23 protein-coding genes and 1 pseudogene are annotated in these 25,369 nt (G+C 65.8%); 21 read left to right on the top strand and 3 right to left on the bottom strand.

Features of this window, described 5'->3' with window-relative positions; translation table 11 throughout:
• Positions 1-3 precede the first annotated feature (3 nt).
• From AC4FS3_RS05145 to AC4FS3_RS05045, 21 genes are all read left to right on the top strand, one after another.
• On the top strand, positions 4-1,164 hold the full coding sequence (locus AC4FS3_RS05145; RefSeq protein ID WP_030540745.1) for a replication initiator protein A: 1,161 nt from the start codon (positions 4-6) through the stop codon (positions 1,162-1,164).
• Positions 1,161-1,814 carry a ParA family partition ATPase gene (gene parA / locus AC4FS3_RS05140; RefSeq protein ID WP_030540744.1) on the top strand — a complete coding sequence of 218 codons (654 nt, stop codon included), beginning with the start codon at positions 1,161-1,163 and terminating at the stop codon, positions 1,812-1,814. Before AC4FS3_RS05145 ends, parA begins: the two co-directional genes overlap by 4 nt.
• Positions 1,811-2,065, top strand: a complete 255-nt coding sequence (locus AC4FS3_RS05135; protein ID WP_030540743.1) for a hypothetical protein — start codon at positions 1,811-1,813, stop codon at positions 2,063-2,065. The genes parA and AC4FS3_RS05135 overlap by 4 nt, the downstream gene beginning before the upstream one ends.
• A complete protein-coding gene (locus tag AC4FS3_RS05130; RefSeq protein WP_030540742.1) occupies positions 2,062-2,580 on the top strand; it encodes a DUF2840 domain-containing protein in 519 nt (172 codons plus the stop codon). Before AC4FS3_RS05135 ends, AC4FS3_RS05130 begins: the two co-directional genes overlap by 4 nt.
• A gap of 17 nt (positions 2,581-2,597) precedes the next feature.
• Complete coding sequence (locus AC4FS3_RS05125; RefSeq protein ID WP_369828446.1) at positions 2,598-3,122, top strand: S26 family signal peptidase; 525 nt, start codon at positions 2,598-2,600, stop codon at positions 3,120-3,122.
• Positions 3,101-3,493, top strand: coding sequence for a DUF736 domain-containing protein (locus AC4FS3_RS05120; protein ID WP_456071384.1), 393 nt, complete (start codon positions 3,101-3,103; stop codon positions 3,491-3,493). Before AC4FS3_RS05125 ends, AC4FS3_RS05120 begins: the two co-directional genes overlap by 22 nt.
• On the top strand, positions 3,445-4,419 hold the full coding sequence (locus AC4FS3_RS05115) for a transglycosylase SLT domain-containing protein (protein WP_314187854.1): 975 nt from the start codon (positions 3,445-3,447) through the stop codon (positions 4,417-4,419). The genes AC4FS3_RS05120 and AC4FS3_RS05115 overlap by 49 nt, the downstream gene beginning before the upstream one ends.
• A 324-nt stretch (positions 4,420-4,743) precedes the next feature.
• On the top strand, positions 4,744-6,816 hold the full coding sequence (locus tag AC4FS3_RS05110) for a relaxase/mobilization nuclease domain-containing protein (protein ID WP_030540738.1): 2,073 nt from the start codon (positions 4,744-4,746) through the stop codon (positions 6,814-6,816).
• 231 nt (positions 6,817-7,047) lie between these two features.
• Positions 7,048-9,033 carry a conjugal transfer protein TraG gene (locus AC4FS3_RS05105; RefSeq protein ID WP_030540737.1) on the top strand — a complete coding sequence of 662 codons (1,986 nt, stop codon included), beginning with the start codon at positions 7,048-7,050 and terminating at the stop codon, positions 9,031-9,033.
• Positions 9,034-9,061: 28 nt separating this feature from the next.
• The gene (locus AC4FS3_RS05100; protein ID WP_491019639.1) at positions 9,062-9,505 is read left to right on the top strand and encodes a ribbon-helix-helix domain-containing protein; all 444 of its coding nucleotides are present in this window, start codon (positions 9,062-9,064) and stop codon (positions 9,503-9,505) included.
• 194 nt (positions 9,506-9,699) lie between these two features.
• The gene (trbB, locus tag AC4FS3_RS05095; protein ID WP_456071386.1) at positions 9,700-10,635 is read left to right on the top strand and encodes a P-type conjugative transfer ATPase TrbB; all 936 of its coding nucleotides are present in this window, start codon (positions 9,700-9,702) and stop codon (positions 10,633-10,635) included.
• Positions 10,632-10,964 (top strand): TrbC/VirB2 family type IV secretion system protein, encoded by a 333-nt coding sequence (locus AC4FS3_RS05090; protein WP_030540734.1) that lies wholly within the window; start codon positions 10,632-10,634, stop codon positions 10,962-10,964. Before trbB ends, AC4FS3_RS05090 begins: the two co-directional genes overlap by 4 nt.
• Entirely contained in the window at positions 10,964-11,245 is a 282-nt protein-coding gene (locus AC4FS3_RS05085; RefSeq protein ID WP_030540733.1) for a VirB3 family type IV secretion system protein, read from the top strand. The genes AC4FS3_RS05090 and AC4FS3_RS05085 overlap by 1 nt, the downstream gene beginning before the upstream one ends.
• A gap of 12 nt (positions 11,246-11,257) precedes the next feature.
• On the top strand, positions 11,258-13,750 hold the full coding sequence (gene trbE, locus AC4FS3_RS05080) for a conjugal transfer protein TrbE (RefSeq protein ID WP_103025280.1): 2,493 nt from the start codon (positions 11,258-11,260) through the stop codon (positions 13,748-13,750).
• Positions 13,747-14,520: a P-type conjugative transfer protein TrbJ gene (gene trbJ / locus AC4FS3_RS05075; protein ID WP_030540731.1), complete on the top strand. Its 774-nt coding sequence runs from the start codon at positions 13,747-13,749 to the stop codon at positions 14,518-14,520. The genes trbE and trbJ overlap by 4 nt, the downstream gene beginning before the upstream one ends.
• A 13-nt stretch (positions 14,521-14,533) precedes the next feature.
• A complete protein-coding gene (gene trbK-alt, locus AC4FS3_RS05070; RefSeq protein WP_030540730.1) occupies positions 14,534-14,800 on the top strand; it encodes a putative entry exclusion protein TrbK-alt in 267 nt (88 codons plus the stop codon).
• 2 nt (positions 14,801-14,802) lie between these two features.
• Positions 14,803-16,176, top strand: coding sequence for a P-type conjugative transfer protein TrbL (gene trbL, locus AC4FS3_RS05065; protein WP_030540729.1), 1,374 nt, complete (start codon positions 14,803-14,805; stop codon positions 16,174-16,176).
• Positions 16,173-16,862: a conjugal transfer protein TrbF gene (trbF, locus tag AC4FS3_RS05060; RefSeq protein ID WP_030540728.1), complete on the top strand. Its 690-nt coding sequence runs from the start codon at positions 16,173-16,175 to the stop codon at positions 16,860-16,862. Before trbL ends, trbF begins: the two co-directional genes overlap by 4 nt.
• Positions 16,859-17,854, top strand: a complete 996-nt coding sequence (gene trbG / locus AC4FS3_RS05055; RefSeq protein ID WP_030540727.1) for a P-type conjugative transfer protein TrbG — start codon at positions 16,859-16,861, stop codon at positions 17,852-17,854. The genes trbF and trbG overlap by 4 nt, the downstream gene beginning before the upstream one ends.
• Positions 17,851-18,981 carry a TraB/TrbI/VirB10 family type IV secretion system protein gene (locus AC4FS3_RS05050; protein ID WP_030540726.1) on the top strand — a complete coding sequence of 377 codons (1,131 nt, stop codon included), beginning with the start codon at positions 17,851-17,853 and terminating at the stop codon, positions 18,979-18,981. Before trbG ends, AC4FS3_RS05050 begins: the two co-directional genes overlap by 4 nt.
• Positions 18,982-18,984: 3 nt before the next feature.
• Positions 18,985-19,212, top strand: coding sequence for a DUF2274 domain-containing protein (locus AC4FS3_RS05045; RefSeq protein ID WP_030540725.1), 228 nt, complete (start codon positions 18,985-18,987; stop codon positions 19,210-19,212).
• Between the two features lie 101 nt (positions 19,213-19,313).
• On the opposite strand, the gene AC4FS3_RS05040 is transcribed toward AC4FS3_RS05045, so the two are convergent.
• The 3 genes and pseudogenes from AC4FS3_RS05040 to AC4FS3_RS05030 all read right to left on the bottom strand — a co-directional run bounded on the left by AC4FS3_RS05040 (position 19,314) and on the right by AC4FS3_RS05030 (position 25,349).
• Entirely contained in the window at positions 19,314-21,965 is a 2,652-nt protein-coding gene (locus AC4FS3_RS05040) for an excinuclease ABC subunit UvrA (protein WP_030540724.1), read from the bottom strand.
• 151 nt (positions 21,966-22,116) lie between these two features.
• Positions 22,117-23,982 carry a Na+/H+ antiporter NhaA gene (nhaA, locus tag AC4FS3_RS05035; RefSeq protein ID WP_030540723.1) on the bottom strand — a complete coding sequence of 622 codons (1,866 nt, stop codon included), beginning with the start codon at positions 23,980-23,982 and terminating at the stop codon, positions 22,117-22,119.
• Between the two features lie 54 nt (positions 23,983-24,036).
• A pseudogene (locus tag AC4FS3_RS05030) lies at positions 24,037-25,349 on the bottom strand (replication-associated recombination protein A).
• Positions 25,350-25,369: the final 20 nt, after the last annotated feature.

Here is a 25,369-nt window from a genome sequence, read left to right as displayed (position 1 = left end):
CTCATGCCGATGCGCAAAAGCTCAACATCAGAACGTGGGCAGCTCGATCTGTTCAGGGCGCTTCCGGGCGATTTCTCGCCTCGCGATGCACAGGATCTCATGGCCTATCCCTTCTTCTCGCTCTCGAAATCTCACCGGACAGCCCCGATCGATTTTGTCGCCGGCGGCGTCGCGATCCGTGTCGAAGCCGTACCCGACCATGGCATGGCCACCATCTGGGACGCCGACATCCTGATCTGGGCGGCCAGCCAGATCGTCGAGGCCCGCGACGCAGGATTGCCAACATCGCGTCTGATGGCCGCCACGCCCTACGAAATACTGACCTTCATCCGGCGTGGTGTCGGCGCGCGCGACTATCAGCGTCTGAAGGCCGGGCTTGATCGGCTCCAGTCGACAACGGTGTCGACCTCGATCCGGCAGTCCGCGGAAGGCCGCCGCCATCGCTTCTCCTGGATCAACGAATGGCGCGAACGCACCGACCATCGCGGCAGGTCGGCAGGCATTGAACTGATCGTGCCGGACTGGTTCTACAGCGCAGTCCTCGACGACGCGCTCGTTCTCACCATCGATCGGACCTATTTCAACCTGACGGGCGGCCTGGAGCGCTGGCTCTATCGTCTGGTACGAAAGCATGGTGGCAAGCAGCGGCGAGGCTGGCGGTTCGATCTGCGTCACCTCTACCTGAAGTCGGGAAGCCTCTCGCCCTTCAAGCGCTTTGCTTTCGAGTTGCGCGACATCATCCGTCGTCAGCCGCTTCCGGGATATTGGCTTTGCCTTGAGATCGAGGTCAGTGGCCGCACCCTGCTCGCGTTCGAGCCGTGGAAACCCTGTGGAAAAGCTGTGGATGGCGTCGTGCCATCAGGAACCCCGACCCTTGTGCCATCGGGAACCGCGCGCACGTGCCATCGGGAACTCAAACAGGCCGTAACCGATGAAAAAGAAAAAAGAAATCGTGCCCTTAACTTAGAATCTAACCAAGAATCTAACATTGAAGAGCGCGCGCGCGATGTGGATAGAACCACGCGCACATCTTCAGGCAGCGCCCATAATCGCGCGTCGTGCAATCGCCGCAGAACATCTTCCCGGCCAGTCTCGATAGATACTTCCGGCTCCCCAGCCGCCGTTCACCTCCCCTTCGATGATGAACCGGGAGGGAAGCCATGATCGTCGCTCTCCTCAACCAGAAAGGCGGCGTCGGCAAAACCACGCTGGCGCTGCACCTCGCGGGAGAATGGGCCGCAAGGGGAAAGCGCGTCACGCTGATCGACGCTGATCCACAAGGCTCCGCGCTCGACTGGTCGCAGACACGCAGCCATGAGGGGCTGCCAAGGCTGTTCAGCACTATCGGCCTGGCCCGCGACACCTTGCACCGGGAAGCGCCGGAGCTGGCCCGCGACGCCGATCACGTTGTCATCGACGGGCCGCCGCGCGTCGCAGCTCTGATGCGCTCGGCGCTGCTTGCCGCCGACCTGGTGTTGATCCCGGTGCAGCCATCCCCCTTCGATGGTTGGGCCTCGGCCGAAATGCTGGCGCTTCTCAAGGAAGCGCGCATCTACAGGCCTGAGCTGGTCGCCCGTTTCGTGCTCAACCGTTGCGGCGCGCGCACCGTCATCGCCCGAGAGACGGCCGAGACGCTGGCCGACCACGATCCGCCCTTGCTTGCCGCCACCATCGGCCAGCGCGTCGTCTTCGCCGACGCCGCGCAGTCCGGCCGGCTTACCAGCGAGATCGACGCCGACAGCCGGGCCACGCGCGAGATCGCCGCGCTTGCCACGGAGATCGACCATCTCGGCATCGGGCGGAGCGCGCCATGACCCGCGCTCCCGGCAAGCCTCGCTTCGCATCCCGGCCGAGCGATCCCGAGAGCTGGATCAAGGCTTCGGACACGCCGCAGACCGGCAAAACCACAGGCGAGGCGTTCACCGCTCGCCTGACGATCGACATCACGCCCGAGATGCGCGGGCGCATCAAGGTCGCGGCTTTCCGGCGCGGCATCACCGTCGCCGACATGCTGCGCGACCTGCTCGCGCGCGAATTTCCATCCACCGAAGGAGATCCGATATGACCGGCAACGCGGCCCGCCGCTTGCACGGCCGTCCGCTGCCGGACGGGCCTGCGCCTTTCACCACATTGGTCGAACTGACCTTCGACAAGCGCAAGGTCGAGCGCTGGATACGGTTCGGCCGCAAGAGCTACGAACAGATCATCGACCGTCGCCGCAGCCTCGTCGGCTTCGCGCCGGAAAGCGTCTTCGCCTTCGTCCGCTGGGCGGCGGGCGAGCATGGCACGGTGATTTCCCGCATCGACATCGTGCGCGCCATCGGCCGCGGCGAGCCGTTCCAGACGCTGCCTTTCGTCCGCCCCGGCGGCGACATCCTGTTGCGCCTCGATAGCTGGGCGAAGGTGCAGCGCGCGCTGGCCGCCATCGACGCGGTGGAAGCGCTCGGCCTCGATCCGGCCGACGCCGCGCCCGATCACTGGCGGCATGTCCACAACCGCCTGACCGCCGGTCTGGAGCCGCGCGACTACACGCCGGAACGACACGCCGCCTGGCTCCATCGCCGGAGGATCGAACCATGACACGGTTCGGCTACGTCATGGTGACGTATTTTGCGGCGATGGGCGTCGCCATCGCCGCGTTCATCCCGACGCCTACGAAACTGATCTGGAACGCCACGGCCAGCGCGCCCATCGGCTTCTACACCGTCGAACCCGCCGAGCGGATCGAAGTGCCCGAGCTGGTCGCAATCATGCCGCCCGAACCGCTCGCCGCCTTCATGGTCGAGCGCGGTTATGTCGGGCGCGGCGTGCCGCTCCTGAAGCGCGTCCTCGGTTTGCCCGGACAGCGGGTTTGCCGCACTGGCCGCACCGTCACCGTCGATGGCGTGGAAATGGGCGAAGCGCTGGACCGCGACCGGATCGGCCGCGATCTGCCGGTCTGGCAGGGCTGCCGCGTCATCGGCGACGGCGAAATCTTCCTCATGAATTGGGAGATCCGCGACAGCCTGGACGGCCGTTACTTCGGACCCATCCCCGCAGATTCCGTCATCGGCCGGGCGCTGCCGCTCTGGACCGATGAGGAAGGCGACGGCCGCTACGAATGGCGCGTGCCGACGCATTAATCCTCCCTGAAACCTGCAACCATTGGAGACTTGTCATGCCACAGATCGGTCAATTCACCGCCGAAAATGAAACCTTCGTCGGCCGTGTTCATACGCTCACCCTTTACCGTGAACTGACCATTGTTCCCGCCGAACCATCGGATGCGGACAACGCGCCCGCCTATCGCGTCCTTCATGGGGCCGAAGATGGCCCCGAGGTCGGAGCGGGCTGGAAGGAGGTCGGCGAAAAAGCCGGCGATTACATTTCGCTGGTGATCGACGATCCCGCCTTGCCGCAGCCGATCCGCGCCAACCTCTTCCAGAACAGCAACGACAAGACGGCGTGGTCACTGCACTGGAACCGCCCGAAGCCGCGTGGCGGGCGGGACTGAAAGCCATGCGCTATTGCGTCATCCTCGCGTTCAAAACCCTCATCCCGTTGTTCGCGGCAAGGCCGTCTCATCCTGTCGTCCCGCTCGGCCACCGGACGGCCGGCGCGCACAGCGAAGGTCAGGGGCGGCCTCTCGCCGGCGCTCGCGCCTTGCCCTTGACCGCAGCGAGCACGCTGGCAGGCTGGAGGTCGAACAGAGACAGGAAGATCGTGCGATATGCCGGTCTGCTGCTGGCTGGCGTGCTCGCGGTCGGAGTCAGTCCGGTTGCCGTATCGGCGCAAGCCGCACCCGTCGCGCGCGCGAATCCCTCCGATCCCTATGCCGGCTTCATTACCGAAGCCTCGCAACGTTTCGGTATTCCCGAACACTGGATTCGCGCAGTGCTCCGCGCCGAGAGCGCGGGCGACGTGCGCGCAATCTCGTCGGCCGGAGCGATGGGATTGATGCAGGTCATGCCCGACACTTGGGCGGGCCTGCGCGTCCGCCATGGCCTCGGCCGCGATCCTTACGACCCACGCGACAACATCATGGCGGGTGCGGCTTATCTGCGCGAAATGTGGGACCGCTACGGCAACGTCGCCGCGATGCTCGCGGCCTACAATGCCGGTCCTGGCCGTTACGACGAACATCGCACGACAGGCCGTGCCTTGCCCGCCGAGACGCGCGCCTATGTCGCTGCGCTTGCGCCAGTTCTGGGCAGTTCGGCCGGGGGCGAAATACCCGCGCCAGAACCGCCACCGCCGCCCGACTGGCGCGCGGCTCCGCTGTTCGTCACGCGCTCGACCGACATGCGAACTACCGCCGCGCCGTCATCCGAAGTGCAATCCGGTGACATCCGCGCGCCCGTTCCGGTGCGCAATGCCGCCGATACGGAGCCGACCGGCAGCATTTTTGTGGCCCGCGCCGACGACGGGGGAGCGCCATGACAGGCGTGTTCCCGCGCTCGGCGCGATACGTTCCGGTGTCCAGTCATGCAGGGTTTCGCCTGGCTGGATTCCCGGCAGGAAGGGCGGAAAGGGCAGTAAAGGCGGAGGGCAAGATAAAGGAAACCGGCACTACGTTGGCCCGATTTCTGAATTTGTTGTTGTCTGCACACTGGTTGGGGGAGCCGGGACTGGCACCATGGTTTTCGCCCCGTGGTGCCGGAGATTCGCGCAAAGCCTTGGCCTTGCGGGGTTTTGACCGGCACTACAGCCGCATTTTAGCCGATTTCCGGCGGGTTCGGCATTTTTTTGGCCAGAGGCGCACTCATGAGCGCCGATGATGAAAACCGCTTCCGTCCGAAGCCCGGCCGCATCCGAGCGGATGCGCCGAAGCTCGGCAAGGCCAAGAGCTTTCTCACCCAGGCCAAGAAGCTCGCGCGCCAGCATAGCAACATCCCTGGCAGATCGTCTCCATCGGCATCGCGATCCCCGTCACGCACCACTTCGGGTTCGGCCGGAAAGAGCGGGAAGGTTTCGCGGGCCAGCAAGGGGCCGGGCGTCAAGCGCGGACGCGGTGCGGCCTTCGTGAATGCTCGAACCCTGTCGGGCGGCTGGCGCCACAGCGCGCCGGGAATGCGCCGCGTCGTCGTCAAGACGCGCTACGTCCAGCAGGCCGGCAAGAACGGCAAGGCCGCCGCCCATCTTCGCTACATTCAGCGTGACGGAACCTCGCGCGATGGCGAACGCGGCCAGCTCTATTCCGCCACCGAAGATCGCGCCGACGGCGATGCCTTCGTCGAGCGCGGCAAGGACGATCGCCACCAGTTTCGGTTCATCGTCTCGCCCGAGGATGCTGTCGATCTCTCGGACCTCACCGAGCACACCCGCGATCTGATGAAGCAGATCGAAGGCGACCTCGGCACGAAACTCGATTGGGTCGCGGTCAACCATTACAATACCGGTCATCCCCATGTGCATGTCATCGTCCGGGGGAAGGACGATCTCGGCGAGAACCTCGTCATCAACGGCGACTATCTCGCCAACGGACTCCGCGAGCGGGCGAGCGAGCTGACCACGCTGGAGCTTGGTCCCGTCACCGAGATCGAGCAGACCCGAAAACTGTCGGCCGAGGTCGATCAGGACCGCTTCACCCGCATCGACCGGGCGATGACCGAAGAAGCCGACGAAAAATTCCTCGATCTGCGCCATGAGCCCGACGATCCGCGCCGCCAGTTCAATCGCACGCTGCGCCTGCGCCGTCTTGCCAAGCTGGAGAAGATGGGGCTGGCGACCGAACACGCGCCGGGCGTCTGGGAGTTGAGCGACCGGATGGAGCCGACCTTGCGCGAGATGGGCGAGCGCGGCGACATCATCCGCAACATGCACAAGGCGCTGAAGGCCGATGGCCTGGAGCGCGATCCGATGACCTTCCAGCTTCATGATGCCGCGCCCGAAACGCCCATCGTCGGCCGGGTCGTGGACAAATATCTCACCGACGAGATGGGCGAGAACCTGACCGTCGTGGTGGACGGCATCGACGGCCGGACACATCATGTTCCGGGCATCGACCCGGCCCGCGTCGAGGATGCCCGGATCGGCAGCGTTATCGAGATCGGCCAGGCCGACACCGCAAGCCGTCCGTCCGACCGCGCGATAGCGGCCATCGCCGAGGACGGCACCTATCGGCCGAGCCGCCATCTGGAACAGGCCAAATTCGACGGCCGCGTTCCGGGTGGCGACTATGACGGGTTCGTCGATGCTCATGTCCGGCGACTGGAGGCGCTTCGCCGCGCCGGGATCGTCGAGCGGATCGACGCCGATCGATGGCGCATCCCCGAGGATTTCGAGAGTCGTGCCGCCACCTACGACGCCGGCCGCAACCGGCAGGCCAGTATCCGCGTCATCTCGACCTTCAATCTGGAAAGCCAGATCGGTTCTGATGGCGCGACCTGGCTCGACCGGAGGCTGGTGACGCCTGACGCATCGGATCTCGCTCCGGCCGGTTTCGGTCAGCAGGTGCGCGAGGCGATGGACAAGCGCCGCGAACATCATATCGAACAGGGCGACGCTACCCGAGCACGGGACGGCCGCATTTTCTACCGGCGCAGCCTTCTCGCCACTCTGCGCGAGCGCGAAGTTGCCCGCGTCGGCACGGAGCTGGCCGAGAGCAAGGCGCTTCCGTTCCGGGCGGCGGCGGATGGCGAGAAGATCAGCGGCAAGTTCACCGGAGCGGTGCATCTATCGAGTGGCAAGTTCGCCGTGGTCGAACAGAGCCACGAGTTCACCCTTGTCCCATGGCGGCCTGTTATCGACCGGCAGCTCGGCCGCGAGGTCGCAGGCATGGTGCAGGGCGGATCGGTATCGTGGCAGCTGGGGCGGCAGCGAGGAATGGGGCTATGAGGAATTCCGCGCTCATGACGCCCTTCAATGTAATTCCAGAGGCAGATCGCTTTTACGTTCAGATCGAGTCGTGATCACTGATTCCAAGAGAGTGCCGGAATAGTGCCGGCGCGACCGTCCGATTTACCGCCGACAGTATCCTGTCGCCCTACGGCTGCACCTTTATTGTTGATCCCTGCGAATTTGGCCATTTTCTGATCGGCTCCACCTCTCTTACCGATTGGAGCCTGTATGCGCGGAGGTCGAATACTCTGGGGGCAGATTGCCGTCGTCTTCGCCATTGTCATGGTGATGACCTGGGTGGCGACGCAATGGGTCGCCTTCCGCCTCGGCTTCCAGCCCCAGCTTGGCAATCCGTGGTTCGAACTGGCGGGCTGGCCGGTCTATTATCCACCGGCCTTCTTCTGGTGGTGGTTTTCGTTCGACGCCTATGCGCCCACCATTTTCGTCGAGGGTGCGATCATCGCCACGTCCGGCGGCTTCATCGCCATCGCCGCCGCCATCCTCATGTCGATCATCCGGGCGCGTGAAGCCCGCAACATTGCGACCTATGGCTCGGCACGATGGGCCGAAGATCGCGAAATCCGCAGCGCCGGGCTGCTCGGCCCCGATGGCGTCCTGCTCGGTCGATACGATCGCGACTATTTACGCCATAACGGGCCGGAGCACGTCCTATGCTTCGCCCCCACGAGATCGGGCAAAGGCGTCGGGCTGGTGGTGCCGACGCTGTTGACCTGGCCGGGAAGCTGCATTGTCCACGACATCAAGGGGGAGAACTGGACCCTTACGGCCGGCTTCCGCGCGAAGCATGGTCGCGTCCTACTGTTCGATCCGACCAACGCGAAGTCATCAGCCTACAATCCGTTGCTCGAGGTGCGCCAGGGCGAATGGGAAGTCCGCGACGTGCAGAACATCGCGGACATATTAGTCGATCCCGAAGGCAGTCTCGACAAGCGGAATCACTGGGAAAAGACCAGCCACAGCCTGCTGGTCGGCGCGATCCTGCATGTTCTCTATGCCGAGAAGGACAAAACCCTGTCTGGCGTCGCCAACTTCCTGTCCGATCCCCGTCGCCCGGTCGAGGCAACCTTGCGCGCGATGATGGACACGCCGCACCTTGGCGATGTCGGCGTGCATCCCGTCATCGCCTCGTCGGCGCGCGAGTTGCTGAACAAGAGCGAAAACGAGCGTTCGGGCGTGTTGTCCACCGCCATGTCGTTTCTCGGCCTCTACCGCGATCCGGTCGTGGCACGCGTCACGGATCGTTGCGACTGGCGCATTGCCGATCTCGTTGGCAGCCATCGGCCGGTCACACTCTACCTTGTCGTCCCGCCGTCCGACATCAACCGGACGAAACCGCTGATCCGGCTCATCCTCAACCAGATTGGCCGCAGGCTGACCGAGGAACTGACCCTATCCGGCAAGCGGCATCGCTTGCTCATGATGCTGGACGAGTTTCCAGCATTGGGCCGGCTCGACTTCTTTGAATCCGCGCTCGCCTTCATGGCTGGCTACGGCCTCAAATCCTTCCTGATCGCCCAATCGCTCAACCAGATCGAGCGCGCCTATGGGCCAAACAACAGCATTCTCGACAACTGCCACGTCCGCGTCGCCTTTGCCACCAATGACGAGCGCACCGCCAAGCGTGTGTCGGACTCGCTCGGCACGGCGACCGAGATGCGCGATTCCACCAACTATGCCGGTCATAGGCTCGCGCCCTGGCTTGGGCACTTGATGGTATCGCGGCAGGAAACCGCGCGGCCGCTGCTGACTCCCGGTGAGATCATGCAGCTTCCGCCCGCCGATGAAATCGTCATGGTCGCCGGCACTCCGCCGATCCGGGCGAAGAAAGCCCGCTATTTTGAGGACGGGCGATTTCAGGAGCGCATCCTGCCGCCGCCAGAGCTGCCATCCGCTCCGGCAACGAAGCCGGCCACCGACGACTGGACGAGCCGCGTCATCGTAGCGGCGGAAAGGCCAGTGACGAGTGTTGCCAGCGGCGCGGAGGGCGACCCCGACAATGCCGGCATCCGCCGCGAACCGGAATTGCCCGAGCATGAGGAAATCGTCCCGCCGTCGACACCGCCCGCCCAGGAGTTCGACATTCTGGACGACGAGCCAGACGTGGATGCCGCCAAGGCGCGCGCTCTTCGCTCGCGGATGCGGATGATCGCCCGGCAGGCGTCGATGAATCCCGATGACGGGATCGAGCTTTGAGGGGGAGCCAATGACAGCCCGCACCCGCATGAATGTCTATTTCGACCCGGAACTGCTCAAACAGGTCGAGGCGCTGTCGCTGCGCCGGGGGGTGTCGAAGTCCGCCATCATCGAGGCGGCAGTCGCATCCTTCCTGTCGGGCGACACGTCGGATCGGCTGGAAGCGGCGATGTCGCGCCGCCTGGACAAGATCGGCCGACAGATCGGCACGCTGGACGAAGATCTCGCCGTGCTTGGCGAGACCCTTTCCTTGTTCGTCCACTTCTGGCTGACGATGACCCCGCCGTTGCCAGACAGCGCCAAGCAGTCCGCACGGATCAAGGGGAATGAGCGTTTCGAAGGTTTCATGCAGAACCTCGGCCGCAGGCTGGCGACCGGAGACAGGTTCCTGAAAGAGCTATCGCGCGACATGGATTCGCTTCACGACAGTCCGCCGCAAGATCAGACCGGCACGGATGGCGACGCGGCCTAGGTTTTCAATCCATCCTATTTACCGCCGATAGCCGCCGATGCCAGCACGGACGTAAATACTTGTTGAACAGGCCCAATTTCGGCCTCTCTTAATCGACCCCGATCCGGGGATCGCCTGTCACGTCCCCGCCAAGAAACGGGGCCGACATGACCGCCAACCATCACAGACCGGAAGCGATCCAACGCGGTGCGCGCATGCTGCGGACCGCGCTCGGGCCTTCCATTGCGCGGTTTCTGGAAGATCCGGCCGTGGTCGAGGTGATGTTGAACCCGGACGGGCGGTTGTGGATCGACCGTCTGTCCGAGGGGCTTGCCGATACGGGCGAGCGCCTGTCCGCCGCCGATGGCGAACGCATCGTGCGGCTGGTCGCGCACCATGTTGGCGTGGAGGTTCACGCCCGAAGCCCCCGCGTATCCGCCGAGCTGCCGGAGTCGGGCGAGCGGTTCGAGGGCCTGTTGCCACCCGTTGTTGCCGCCCCGACCTTCGCCATTCGCAAGCCCGCCGTCGCGGTGTTCACGCTCGACGACTATGTGGCCGCCGACATCATGACCGCCAATCACGCGGCGATGCTGCGCTCGGCGGTCGCCTCTCGCGCCAATATCTTGGTCGCGGGCGGCACGTCCACCGGCAAAACCACGCTGACCAACGCGTTGCTCGCCGAGGTGGCGAAGACTTCGGATCGCGTCGTCATCATCGAGGACACGCGCGAGCTGCAATGCGCCGCGCCCAACCTTGTCGCCATGCGGACGAAAGACGGCGTGGCGACGCTTTCCGATCTCGTCCGTTCCTCGCTGCGCCTGCGCCCGGATCGCATCCCCATCGGCGAGGTGCGCGGATCGGAAGCCCTCGACCTTCTTAAAGCGTGGGGCACCGGCCATCCGGGCGGTATCGGCACCATCCATGCCGGGACCGGCATCGGGGCGCTTCGCCGGCTCGAACAACTCATCCAGGAAGCCGTCGTCACCGTCCCGCGAGCCCTGATCGCCGAGACCATCGACCTTGTTGCCGTCCTTTCCGGGCGCGGTTCCGCGCGTCGGCTGGCCGAACTCGCCCGCGTCGAAGGTCTCGGCCCGGACGGCGACTACCGCATCAACCCCGCAACCCCGATCAGCACAGGAGAACCTTCATGATCCGCACCATCTCGCGCGGCTATCGCCGCATGGCAACCGCAGCCTCTACTCTCGCCATCAGCATCATGCTCGCCCCGGCCGCCCATGCTTCCGGTTCGTCGATGCCGTGGGAAGCACCACTCCAAAGCATCCTTCAGTCCATCGAGGGGCCTGTCGCCAAGATCGTCGCCGTCATCATCATCATCGTGACCGGCCTGACGCTGGCCTTCGGCGATACAGGCGGTGGCTTCCGCAAGCTGATCCAGATCGTGTTCGGCCTGTCGATTGCGTTCGCCGCGTCGAGCTTCTTCCTGTCGTTCTTCTCGTTCGGCGGCGGGGCGCTCATCTGATGGCGGGCGGCCTTGAACAACTCGACGCGGTGCCGGGATTTTTGGTCCCGGTCCACAGGGCGCTGACCGAGCATATCCTGCTCGGCGGCGCTCCGCGCGCCATCGCGATTCTGAACGGGACGCTGGCCGGGGCCGTGGGCCTCGGCCTGCGCCTATGGCTGGTAGGCCTCGCCATCTGGGCCATCGGCCATTTCGCCGCCGTCTGGGCGGCGAAGCGCGATCCGCTCTTCGTCGAGGTCGGGCGGCGGCATATCCGCATCCCCGGTCATCTGTCGGTCTGAGGGGGCGCCGCCATGATGAACCTTGCAGAATACCGCCGCACCGCAGCCCGTCTCGCCGACTATCTGCCCTGGGCCGCGCTGGTCGGCCAGGGCATCGTGCTCAACAAGGATGGCAGCTTTCAGAGGACGGCGAAGTTTCGCGGTCCCGATCTGGATTCCGCCGTCGCGGCCGAGCTGGTCGCGGTTGCCGGCCGCATCAACAACGCCGTGCGCCGTCTCGGTTCCGGCTGGAGCATCTTCGTCGAGGCGCAGCGCAGCGAGGCCGCGACCTATCCCAACAGCACCTTTCCCGACGCCGCATCTGCGTTGCTGGACGCCGAACGGAAAGCTGCATTTGAGGAAGCCGGGACGCATTTCGTCTCCGGCTACTTCCTGACCTTCCTCTATCTGCCACCGGCCGAGGAAGCTGCCCGCGCCGAAACCTGGCTCTACGAGGGCCGGGAGCAATCCGGCGTCGATCCGTGGGAAGCCCTGCGCGGCTTCGCGGATCGCACCGACCGCGTGCTGGCGCTGCTCGACGGCTTCATGCCGGAATGCCGCTGGCTCGATGACACCGGGACGCTGACCTACCTTCATTCCACCGTGTCGACCAACCGGCATCGGGTGCGCGTGCCCGAGGTGCCGATGCACCTCGACGCGCTGCTGGCCGACCAGCCATTGACTGGCGGGCTGGAGCCGCGCCTTGGCGACGCGCATCTGCGCGTCCTGACCATCGTGGGATTCCCGACCGCGACGACGCCCGGCCTGCTCGACGACATGAACCGGCTGCCGTTCCCGTATCGCTGGAGCACCCGTGCCATTCTGCTCGACAAGACCGACGCGACGCGGCTGCTGACGAAGATCCGCCGCCAGTGGTTCGCCAAGCGCAAGTCGATCGCCGCCATCCTGAAAGAGGTGATGACGAACGAGGCGTCCGCGCTCGTGGACACCGACGCCGCCAACAAGGCGCTCGACGCCGACATGGCCTTGCAGGAACTTGGCGCGGACGTGGCGGGCATGGCCTACGTCACGGCGACCGTCACCGTTTGGGATGCCGACTCCCGCATTGCTGACGAAAAGCTACGCCTGGTCGAGAAGATCGTTCAGGGCCGCGACTTCACCGTCATGGCCGAGACAGTCAACGCGGTCGATGCCTGGCTCGGCTCTCTGCCCGGACATGCCTACGCGAATGTGCGACAGCCGCCCATCAGCACATTGAATCTCGCCCACATGATCCCGCTTTCGGCGGTGTGGGCGGGACCGGAACGGGACGAGCATTTCGGGGCACCACCCTTGCTCTATGGCCAGACCGAAGGCTCAACCCCGTTCCGGTTTTCCCTCCATGTCGGCGACGTGGGGCACACCCTCGTCGTCGGACCCACGGGCGCGGGCAAGTCCGTGCTGCTCGCGCTCATGGCCTTGCAGTTCCGCCGTTACGAGGGCTCGCAGGTCTTCGCCTTCGATTTCGGCGGCTCGATCCGCGCCGCCGCGCTCACCATGGGCGGCGACTGGCACGACCTCGGCGGCGGATTGACCGAAGGGTCTGACGCCTCGGTTTCGCTCCAGCCGCTCGCCCGCATCCACGACACCTATGAACGCGCCTGGGCGGCGGACTGGATCGCCGCCATCCTCATGCGCGAGGGTGTTGCGATCACGCCCGAGGTGAAGGAGCATCTTTGGACCGCGTTGACTTCGCTTGCGTCCGCGCCGGTCGAGGAACGCACCATCACCGGCCTTGCGGTCCTGCTGCAATCCAACGATCTGAAACAGGCGCTCCGGCCGTTCTGCGTCGGCGGTGCCTATGGCCGGCTGCTCGACGCCGAAGCCGAACATCTCGGCTCGGCGGACGTGCAGGCGTTCGAGATCGAGGGCCTTGTCGGGACCGGCGCGGCCCCCGCCGTGCTCGCCTATCTGTTCCATCGCATCGGCGACAGATTGGACGGGCGGCCCACGCTGCTCATCATCGACGAGGGCTGGCTTGCGCTGGACGACGAGGGTTTCGCCGGCCAGCTCCGCGAATGGCTGAAAACGCTGCGCAAGAAGAACGCCAGCGTCATCTTCGCCACGCAAAGCCTGTCCGATATCGACGGCAGCACCATCGCGCCCGCCATCATCGAGAGCTGCCCGACCCGGCTCTTGCTGCCGAACGAGCGCGCCATCGAGCCGCAGATCACGGCCATCTATCGCCGCTTCGGCCTCAATGACCGCCAGATCGAAATCCTCGCGCGGGCGACGCCCAAGCGGGACTACTACTGCCAGTCGCGGCGCGGCAATCGCCTGTTCGAGCTTGGCCTGTCCGAAGTCGGCCTCGCGCTCTGCGCCGCATCCGCCAAATCCGACCAGACGCTCATTGCGCAGATCGTCACTGAGGCCGGCCGCGACGGCTTCCTCGCCGCATGGCTGCGCGAGCGCGGCGTCGATTGGGCGGCCGACCTGATCCCCAACCTCACCAATCTTGCCGACCGGCCGGAATCCGCCGCGCCGGCTCGGCTCGATACCCACCCCACACAGGAGATTCTTCCATGACCTATCCCAAGATCGTCGGAGCCTCGGCTCTCGCGCTGGCGCTCGCCGTGCCTGTCGCGTTTTCGCCCATGCTGGCAAGTCCGGCCCATGCTCAGCTTTTCGGCCGGATCGTCTATGACCCATCCAACTACGCGCAAAACGTCCTCACGGCCGCCCGCACTCTGGAGCAGATCAACAACCAGATCACCTCGCTCCAGAACGAGGCGCAGATGCTCATCAATCAGGCCCGCAATCTTGCGAGCCTGCCGCATTCCTCGCTCCAGCAGCTCCAGCAGAATGTCCAGCGCACGCAGCAGCTTCTCGGGCAGGCGCAGAACATCGCCTTCGAGGTCGGGCAGATCGACCAAGCGTTCCAGCAGCGATACGGCAATGTTTCGCTTTCGGCGACCGACGCCCAGCTTGTCGCCGATGCGCGTTCGCGCTGGGAGAACACGGTCGGCGGCTTGCAGGACGCGATGCGCGTGCAGGCGGGGGCGGTCGGCAATATCGACAGCAACCGCGCCGAGATGGCCGCGCTTGTCGGCCAGAGTCAGGGTGCGACCGGCGCATTGCAGGCGACGCAGGCCGGCAACCAGCTTCTCGCACTCCAGTCGCAGCAGCTCTCCGACCTGATCGCAGTCATCTCGGCGAACGGCCGAGCCGACGCGCTGACCGAGGCCGAGCGCGCGACGGCTGCCGAACAGGGCCGCGAGCAGCGCCGCCGTTTTCTGACGCCCGGCACCGGCTACCAGCCGGGCAACGCGCAGATGTTCAACAACGGCAACAACTGACGGGAGGCTCGCCATGGACGGCAAGATGCTGGCGCGGCTCGGGGCCGTTGTGTTCATCGCCATCGCCGTCACGGCGACCGCAATCGACATGGCGCGGAAGGACCAACCTTCCGCGCCTCGCCCCGCGCCGGCCTTCCAGCCGCCGGCCGATCCGCTGCGCGAAACTCTGCGCCGCTGCCAGCAGCTCGGCGAGGCTGCCGCCAGCGATGCCGGCTGCCTCGCCGCATGGGCTGAATCCCGCGACCGCTTCCTCGGCCGTGACCGCAGCGAGGCGCGCTGACCATGGGCAATACGGGCGTCATCGACAATTTCCTCGGCGTATTCACATCCTACATCGACAGCGGGTTCGGCCTGCTCGGCGGCGAGGTCGCGTTTGTGGCGACCACGCTCATCATCATCGACGTGACGCTTGCCGCGCTATTCTGGGCATGGGGCGCGGATGACGACATCATCGCGCGGCTGGTAAAAAAGACGCTGTTCGTCGGCGTCTTCGCCTACATCATTTCCAACTGGAACAACCTCGCGCAGATCGTCTTCGAGAGCTTCGCCGGACTTGGCCTCATGGCGTCAGGCACCAGCTTTTCCGTTGCCGATCTCATGCGGCCGGGCCGCGTCGCGCAGACAGGCCTCGACGCCGGCCGGCCGCTGCTCGATTCCATCTCCGACCTGATGGGCTGGATTAGCTTCTTCGAGAACTTCATCCAGATCGCATGCCTACTGTTCGCATGGGCGCTGGTGGTTCTGGCCTTCTTCATCCTCGCCATCCAGCTCTTCGTCACCCTGATCGAGTTCAAACTGACCACGCTCGCCGGTTTCGTGCTGATCCCCTTCGGGCTGTTCGGCAAGACCGCCTTCATGGCCGAGAAGGTCTTGGGCAACGTGGTGTCGTCCGGCATCAAGGTTCTGGTGCTCGCCGTCATCATCGGCATCGGCTCGACCTTGTTCAGCCAATTCACCGCCGGTTTCGGCGGGGCAACCCCGACCATCGACGACGCCATGGCGATCGTGCTCGCCGCGCTGTCGCTGCTCGGCCTCGGCATCTTCGGCCCCGGCATCGCCAACGGCATCGTGTCGGGCGGCCCGCAACTCGGCGCGGGTGCGGCCGTAGGCACCGGCCTTGCCGCCGGCGGCATGGTGCTCGCAGGAGGCGCGGCGGCGGGAGGTGGAGCGATGCTGGCCGCCAGAGGCGGCGCCGCCGCTCTGTCCGGTGGAGCCGCGGCCGTTCGCGGAGGTGCTTCCGCCGCAGGCGCGGCGACGGCCGCCTACAGCGTCGGCTCGCTCGGCCAGACCGGCGCGGCCAGTGTCGCCTCCGGCCTCGGCGGTGTCGCGCGGACCGCAGGTTCTGCCGCTGTATCGCCCTTGAAGCGCGCCGCGTCGAAAGCATCGGAAAGCGTCAAATCCAGCTTTTCCGATGGCGCACGCGCCGCCTTTGGTGTGACCGGCGGCACGTCCACCGCAGGCACGGTCGGCGGCGCGAGCGCTACTCCCGCCGCCGCACCGTCCGCCGTCGCAGGCAGTGCTCCGGCCTGGGCGCAGCGGATGCAGCGCTCCCAGGCCATGAACCACGGCACGACCATGGCAGCCCATGCGGTGCGCTCCGGCGACAGCCACGGCTCCGGTTCCTCCATCAACCTTTCCGAAAGTGACCGCTCATGACCATCTTCAAACGACCAGCAACCCACTACGGCAAGTCGCCGGAACCCGAGACACCCTATCAGAAAGCCGCGCAGGCATGGGACGAGCGCATCGGCTCGGCCCGTGTTCAGGCGAAGAACTGGCGCTATATGGCGTTCGGCTCGCTGATCCTGTCGGCCGGCTTCGCTTCCGCCCTTGTCTGGCAGTCCGCGCGCGGGACCGTCGTGCCCTGGGTGGTACAGGTCGACAATATCGGCCAGGCGCAGACCGTCGCGCCCGCAAACGCTGACTATCGCGCCACCGATCCGCAGATCGCTTTCCATCTCGGCCGCTTCATCGAGCAGGTCCGCGCGATCCCGGCCGACGCCATCATCGTTCGCCAGAATTGGCTTCGCGCATACGAGTTCACCACCGACAGGGGCGCGGCTGCCTTGAACGACTATGCGCGGGCCAACGACCCGTTCACGCGGGTCGGCCGTCAGCAGGTCGCCGTCGAGGTCTCGAGCGTCATCCGGGCATCGCCCGACAGCTTCCGCGTGGCTTGGACCGAACGCCACTACGAAAACGGCCAGCTCGCCACCACCGAGCGATGGACGGCGATCCTGACCATCGTGATCCAGACGCCGCGCGATGCCGAGCGCCTGCGCGCCAACCCGTTGGGAATCTACGTCAATGCAATTTCGTGGTCACGGGAGATGAGCCAATGAGGACGATCACCCGCACCCCCACAATCGCGGCCGTGCTGCTTTCGGCCACCATGCTCGCAGGCTGCGCCACCAACCGGACGCAGCAATGGAGCTATGACGATAGCGTGCCGCCGCTGCCAGTGGTGCAGGCGGCCGCGACCGACGAAACGCCCCGGCCGCTGCACACGCCGCCCGCGTGGACCGTCGCGCGCGGCGGCGCCGCTGCTGGAACACCGACCGGCCGCGTCGAGAACGCCAACGCCGCCGCTCGCGTCGAGCCGCGCCGCGCAGGCTATTACAACGCGATCCAGATTTATCCGTGGAGCGAGGGCGCGCTCTATCAGGTCTATGCCGCAGTCGGGCAGATCACCACCATTGCGCTGGAGCCGGGCGAGAGCCTGACCGGCGCGGGGCCGATCGCGGCGGGTGATACCGCAAGGTGGATCATCGGCGACACGGAATCCGGGTCCGGCGCGAACCGCCGTGTCCATATCCTCGTGAAGCCGACACGCCCGGACATTGCCACCAACCTTGTCGTCACCACCGACCGGCGCACCTACATGATCGAGCTGCGCGCGCGGGAATCGCTCTACATGCCTGCCGTCGCCTGGGCCTATCCGGCACCGCCAGCGGGCCAGCGCCAGACCGTTCCAGCCGCACCCGTCATTCCCGCCGAGGCCGCGCGGAACTATCGCTACGGCCTGACCGGAGACAGCCCGCCGTGGCGGCCGGTTTCCGTCTTCGACGATGGACGGCGCGTCTATGTCGTCTTCCCGGCCGGGATCGTGCAGGGCGAGATGCCGCCGATCTTCGTACTCGGCTCCGATGGCGAACCGCAGATCGTCAACAGCCGCATCCACCAGAACATCCTGATCGTGGACCGCCTATTCGGTGCGGCCGAGCTGCGCCTTGGCGGCGGCACCCGCCAGCAGGTCGTCAGGATCGTCCGTATCAACCCGACGCAGGCGGCCGCCGATCAGCCTGCCAGCGCGACCGGAGACTCCCCGTCATGACAGACACCACCAACACCACGGACGCCTCGCCGATGCGGCTGCGCGCCGAACCGCCGCGCGTCACCCGCCTGTCACGCAAGATGCTCGCTGGCGTCGGCGCTGTAGCCTTGTTCGGCGTCGGCGGCGCGCTGATCTACGCGCTCCAGACCCGCGATGCAGGTCCGGGCAATGAAGAACTCTATTCGACCGAGAACCGGCCCACGGCGGACGGCTTGTCCGGCCTACCGCGCGACTATACCGGCCCGGTCCTGGGGCCGGCGTTGCCCGGCGACCTCGGCCGCCCGATCCTCGATGCGCAGAACCGGGGACAGCCGGTTGCGCCGCCGGTCATGGCGACGCCCGCCGTCGATCCCGAGGAACAGCGCCGTCTCGCCGAGGAAGAAGCCGCGCGCGTCAGCCGCGTCTTTTTCCAGACCGCGCCCGGCACGGGGACGGCAACCGGCATCGCCATGCCCGGCCTTGGCCTTCCGTCCGGCGCGACCGGCCCCCAGGACCGGCACACCGCCTTCCTAAACGGGCCGGTGGATCGGCAGACCGTCGCCCTGGACCGCATCATGGCTCCAGCGTCGCCCTACATCCTACAGGCCGGAGCCGTCATCCCCGCCGCGATGATTACCGGCATCCGCTCCGATCTGCCCGGTCAGATCACCGCGCAGGTCACGGAAAACGTCTATGACAGCCCGACCGGCAGCCTCCTTCTGATCCCGCAGGGCACGCGCATCATCGGCCAATACGACGCCGGCGTGACCTTCGGTCAGCGCCGCGTGCTGCTGGTCTGGAATCGGCTGATCCTCCCCAATGGCCGCTCCATCGTGCTGGAGCGCCAGCCCGGCGCGGATGCCAGCGGCTATGCCGGGCTTGAGGATGGCGTCGACTATCATTGGTGGGATCTGATGAAGGCCGCAGGGCTCTCGACCTTGCTTGGCGTCGGCACGGAGTTGGCGACCAGCGATGATGACCGGCTGATCCGCGCCATCCGCGACGGGGCGCAGGACACCATCAACCAGGCCGGCCAACAGATCATCCAGCGCCAATTGCAGGTCACACCCACGCTGACCATCCGGCCAGGCTTCCCGGTCAGGGTCATCGTGACCCGCGACCTTGTGCTCGAATCCTACGGAGGCTGAGCGATGGCGAAGTTGAAGCTGGGGCCGCTGCCCGACGACAAGCCCGTCAAGGTGACGGTGGAGCTGCCGGCACCGCTCCACCGCGATCTGATCGCCTATGCCGAAGTGCTGGCCCGCGAGACCGGCCAGACCGTCGCCGATCCCATGAAGCTGATCGTGCCTATGCTGGAACGCTTCATCGCCACGGATCGAGGCTTCGCTAAGGCGAAGCGGGAGCCAGGAAGATCGTGACAAGTCAACGCGAGGTTCATCACTCGACGTAGCGTTTTGCGATCATCGTCTCGGCACCCAAAGCAACGAAGCGGGCGGACGGCTATCGTTGGCATGTCGGACTACTTGGCCCGCGCCAGTTCTTCGACAAGAAACGGCGCCGTCCGGCTACCGGGTGTTCGGGCCACCTGTTGAGGGGAGCCGGCCACGACTATCTTGCCGCCAGCATCGCCAGCACCTGGTCCTACATCGATTACCCAATCGGCCTGCGCCACAGCGCGCATGTCGTGCTCGATCATCACCACACTATTTCCGGCATCGACCAGCCGCTGCAATTGTACCAACAGCCGGTCGGCGTCCGAGGCATGCAGGCCGGTGGTCGGCTCGTCGAGCACGTAGAGACTGCGCCCGCGCTGGCTGCGCTGAAGCTCGGTCGCCAGCTTGATGCGCTGTGCTTCGCCACCGGACAGTTCGGTGGCCGGTTGGCCAAGTCGCAGATAGCCCAGCCCGATCTCGCGCAGTAATTGCAATGGTCGTGCCACCGCGTCCTCACCCGCGAAGAAGCCGTGGGCCTCGTCCACCGTCATGGCCAGCACCTCGGCGATGTTGCGCCCGTTCCAGCGCACCTTCAGCGTGGCATCGTTATAGCGCGCGCCATGACAGGTCGGGCACGGCGCATAGACGCTCGGCATGAACAGCAGTTCCACGCTGACGAAGCCCTCGCCCTCGCACGTTTCGCAGCGCCCTTTGGCCACATTGAACGAGAACCGTCCGGCGTCATAGCGGCGGCGCCGCGCATCGGGGGTGGCGGCGAACAGCTTGCGCACATGGTCGAAGAGGCCCGTATAGGTCGCCAGGTTCGAGCGCGGGGTGCGGCCGATCGGTTTCTGGTCCACCTGCACCAGACGCTGCACGGCATCCACGTCGCCGGCGAGATGACCGCCGGTGACTTCGATGACCGTCGCGCCTTCGCCAGAGCCGCTTTCGGCCGCGTCGTCCTCGGGTTCGTGACCCAGATGCAGCAAGATCAGTTCCGGCAAAGCCTGCGCGACGAGGCTGGATTTGCCCGAGCCAGAAATGCCGGTAACGGCCGTCAGCACGCCGAGCGGAATGCGCGCATCCACGCCGCGCAGATTGTGGCGATGGATGGCTTGCAACTCCAGCCAGCCCGAGGGCTCGCGGCCTCGGCTCGCGGGCGCGGCGATCTCGTCGAACAGATAGCGCGCGGTCCGGGATTCGGCGATCTGGCGCAGGCCCTCCGGCTCGCCGCTAAAGAGCACGTGGCCCCCGTGTTCTCCGGCATCGGGTCCGACATCCACCAGCCATTGCGCGCGGCGCATCAGGTCCAGATCGTGCTCGACCACGAACACCGAATTGCCCGCGTCGCGCAGCCTGTCGAGAGCGTCGTAGAGGGCCTGGCTGTCGGCCGGGTGCAGCCCCGCCGAGGGCTCGTCCAGAACATAGACGACGCCGAACAGCAGGGAACTCAACTGCGTGGCCAGCCGCAGGCGTTGCAGTTCACCCGCCGAAAGTGTCGGGGTGGCCCGGTCCAGCGTCAGATAGCCGAGGCCCAGCCCCCGCAGTTGATGCAGGCGGGCCATCACGCCACCGGCGATGCGTTGCGCGGCGAGACGCTTTTCTTCCGAGAGTGCGGAGGTGCGGCGCACATCGGGCGACACTGCGTGAACGGCCTTACCGGAGGCCGCCCGTTCGGCCCGGTCGCGCTGGGTCGCCTCCCTGTCCGTACCTTCCCCCGCCGTATGGGCGCTGAAATCGCCCTGGACGATGGGTTCGAGCAGGGCCGCCAACTGGTCCAGCGGCATTTGCATGAAGGCGCCGATATCCACTCCGGCGAAGGTGATCGCCAAGGCTTCGGGTTTCAGTCGCTTGCCGTCGCAAGTGGGGCACTGCTTGCCCTCCATGAAGCGCGATACGCGCTTGCGCATCAGGGCGCTCTGGGTGTTAGCGAAGGTGTGCAGCACATAGCGCCGGGCGCCGGTGAAGGTGCCCATATAGCTCGGCTCCAGCTTACGCTTGAGCGCCGCTCGGGTTTCGGCGGGCGTGAAGCCCGCGTAAACCGGCACGGTGGGCGTGTCCTCAGTGAACAGAATCCAATCTCGGTCCGCCTTGGGCAAATCCTTCCATGGCCTGTCCACGTCGTAACCCATGCTGACGAGGATATCGCGCAGGTTTTGACCCTGCCAAGCGGGCGGCCAGGAGGCTATCGCCCGTTCCCGGATGGTCAGGGAGGGATCGGGCACCATGATGGCCTCGGTCACCTCATAGACATGCCCCAGGCCATGACAGGTGGGGCAAGCCCCCTGCGGCGTGTTGGGGGAAAAATCCTCGGCGTAGAGCATCGGCTGACCGGCCGGATAGGCGCCGGCGCGCGAATACATCATCCGCACCAGGCTCGATAGCGTGGTGACGCTCCCCACGGAAGAACGCGCGTTGCTGGCGCCGCGCTGCTGCTGCAAGGCGACCGCCGGTGGCAATCCGTCGATGGCATCGACGTCGGGCACGCCAGCCTGGTCGATCAAGCGCCGTGCATAGGGGGCTACCGACTCGAAATAGCGTCGCTGCGCCTCGGCGAAGATGGTGCCGAAGGCGAGCGAGGATTTGCCGGAACCCGAGACACCGGAGAATACCACCAGAGCGTTGCGCGGGATGGAAACGTCCACGTCCTTGAGGTTGTTCTCGCGCGCACCGCGCACCTGCACGAGACCGCTCGCTGCGGCAGTACAAGAGGATTCACCGAAAGGAGAGTCTGGCATGTTCTTATCCTGTAGTTCGTGAGCTAGCGATGGGCCGGATTCGGGGAAGATCGGTCAAGCGTCCGCGCTTGGCGGCGTCGCGTGATCGAGCGAGCGCCAGCCCCCCTCGCTCGCCCGACCCGCTCCGGTGCCTCCCGGCTCGAGACCCCGCTCAGGACTGGGCTTCTTGCGTCCGGGTGCCGCGGCGGCTGGCTTCGAGCGCAGCAGTGAGCGTGCGGGCGTCGTAACTGCCGAGCAGACGACGCCCCTCGACGAAGAACGTTGGAGTGGCGTGCGCACCGCTGGCGACCGCACTGGCGAGGTCGCGCTCGACGCGCTCGATCACCGCGGCGCTGTCGAGATCCGCGATAAACCGGTCGACGTCGAGGCCAACCTCTGCGGCGTAGCCGATCAAGTCCTCGCGCTCCAGCGCATGTTGGCGGGTGAACACGAAGTCCAGCCACGGCCAGAACATCCCCTGGTTCGACGCGGCCTCGGACGCCCGCGCGGCGATCAGCCCGTGCGGGTGGTGCGGCAGCTGGCGCACCACATACCTGAGGTCGTCCCCGAAGTGCTCGCGCATATCCTCCCACGAACCGGTCGCGTGCGCACAGTACGGGCACTCGAAGTCCACGTACTCCACGAGCGTGAGCTGGGCGTCCTCCGGACCACGGATGTGGTCGACCTCGGGATCCACCGGCGGCTCGAGCACCATCGGCAGATCGGCGGTCTCCTCACCCCATCTCCGGGCGGCAACCTTGAAGATGAGCCACCCGAGCAACGTGGCGAGCACCATCGACACGAGCACACCGACCGTCGCCTGGCGGCCCAGGTCGGAGGTCGTGCCGAACGCGAGCCCGATGATGAGCAGCGACACGGTGAACCCGATCCCGGACAGTGCCGCTCCACCGAACACGCTCCCCATCCCGACGCCCTCGGGCAGCCGACCCAGGCCGAGGCGGATCGCGGCGAGTGTGATGAGTCCGATGCCCAGGACTTTGCCGAGCACGAGCCCCGCAATGACGCCCCAGGTCACGGGCGAGCCGAAGGCCTCAGCGAGCAGCCCGCCACGCAGGTCCACCCCGGCGTTCGCCAGGGCGAACACCGGCACGATCAGCAGCGCGGTCGGTAACCGCAGGAACTCGTGCAGCCGCTCGTTCACCGAGATACCTCGGGACAGCCCGCGGTCCACCGCGTGGGCCGATGCGGCACTCGGAGACTGCCAGAAATCTCGGAACAGCTGTCTTGCCGCGACGACCTTGTGACGCTGTGTCGCGTAGGCAGGGATCAGGAGCCCCGCGGCCATCCCAGCAAGGGAGGCATGGATGCCGGAATACACGGTTGCGAACCACAGCCCGATCACGATCAGCACATACGGCGTTGCCCGCCACTGGCGGGTGCGGCCTAGCAACCACAACCCGACGAGACTGGCGAGGGCGATTAGCAGCGGGACGATCCGGATCTCCTCGCTGTAGACGATGCCGATGATGGACACGGCGAGAAAGTCGTCGACCACGGTCAGGGTGAGCAAGAACACGCGCAGCTGACCGGATAGTCGCGGACCGACGATCGCCAGGGTGCCCAGCATGAACGCCGTATCGGTGCCGACCACCGCACCCCACCCATGCAGGCCCTCACTTCCGGCCAGCCCCACGATCAGGACATACACCAGTGCGGGAAGCACGACACCCGCGACCCCTGCGATCAGAGCGAGACGGGCACGGCTGCGGTCCCGGAGAGATCCGTGGGCAAACTCCTGACGCACCTCCAGGCCGATCAGGAAGAAGAAGACGACCATCAGGCCGTCGTTGACCCAGTGATGCAGATCCATGTGCAGGCCGAACGGGCCGAAATTGAACCCGACATCCAGGTGCCACAACGCAAAGTAAGCGTCGGACAGCGGCGAGTTTGCCCACACGAGCGCCACGACCGTGACGATCACCAGCAACACCGCAGCACCAGGCTCCGTGCGCAGATAGTGGGCAACTCGTCTCCGTCTGATATTCGCCGTGGATTCACCGAAAGAAGAGTCTGGCATGTTCTTGTCCTGTAATTCGTGCGGTAGCGATGAGCCGATTTCGGGGGAGATCGGTCAAGCGTCCCCGCTTGGCGGCGTTGCGTCATCGAGCGAGCGCAGCCAAGCAAGCCTTTCTCCCAGCCTGCGCTCGACGCCTCTGTCGGTTGGCTGGTACCAGCCCGGCCGCGCTACGCCCTCGGGAAAATAGGTTTGCCCGGCGGCATAGCCGCTGGGCTCGTCATGGGCATAGCGGTAGCCTTCGTGATACCCCATCTGCTTCATCAGCTTCGTCGGTGCATTGCGAAGATGGAGGGGAACAGGCTGGGAGCCGCTGCGCTTGACGAATGCCTTGGCCTGGTCCCAGGCGGCATAGGCGGCATTCGACTTGGGGGCGAGGGCGAGGTAAGTCACCGCCTGCGCCAGCGGTATCTCGCCCTCTGGCAAGCCCAGCCTGTCGTAGGCCAGCGCGGCGTTGAGTGCCAGTTGCAGCGCCTGCGGGTCGGCATTGCCGATGTCTTCGCTGGCCATCACTATCATGCGGCGGGTCACCTGGCTCACGTCGCCGCTGCCGTCGAGGATGCGGGCCAGCCAATACAAGGCTGCATCGGGGTCGGAGCCCCGCAGCGACTTGTGGAAGGCCGAGAGCTGCCAGTAGAACTCGTCGCCGCCCTTGTCGAACCTGCGCAGTGATGGGCTGGTGGACAGCCTGGCGAACTCGCCATCGACCACAGCCTTGCCAGCGCCCGACGCAGCATTCGTCACCTGCTCAAGCAGATTGAGGAAACGCCTGCCATCGCCATCTGCGAAGCCCTTGAGCAGGTCCAGTGCGTCCGCATCCAACGTGACGCCCCGAAGATGCGGCAGGGCGCGTTCGTAGAGCTGGTTCAACTCGTCGCCGGATAGCGGTTCGAGGGTATAGACCTGTGCGCGTGAGAGCAGTGCGGAATTCACCGCCAACCCGGGATGCTCGGTGGTTCCCCCCACCAGGGTCAGGAGCCCCGACTCGACATGGGGCAGCAAGGCGTCCTGCTGCGCCTTGTTGAAACGATGGATCTCATCGACGAAAAGCACTGTCGATCGACCATGGTTGTCCAGTTCAGCCTGGGCCTCGTCGATGGCCTGCCGAATGTCCTTCACCCCGGCAAGCACGGCCGAGATGGCGATGAATCGGCTGTCGGTCGCGCGTGCCGCCAGGCGCCCAAAGTGGTCTTGCCCACACCTGGCGGTCCCCAGAGGATGAACGAGTGCAACCTGCCGGACTCGAAGGCGAGGCGCAGTGGTTTTCCCGGACCCAGCAGATGCCGCTGCCCCACGAATTCATCGAGAGATCCGGGGCGCAGGAGTTCTGCCAAAGGCGGTCTGGGCTTTGTCGTGAACAAATCAGTCAAGATCGCCTCATGGGGTCATT

Source organism: Pseudogemmobacter sp. TB195 (genome assembly GCF_058313095.1).
Note: the sequence above shows the minus strand (reverse complement) of the source record. Positions and strands in the feature narration are given on the sequence as shown.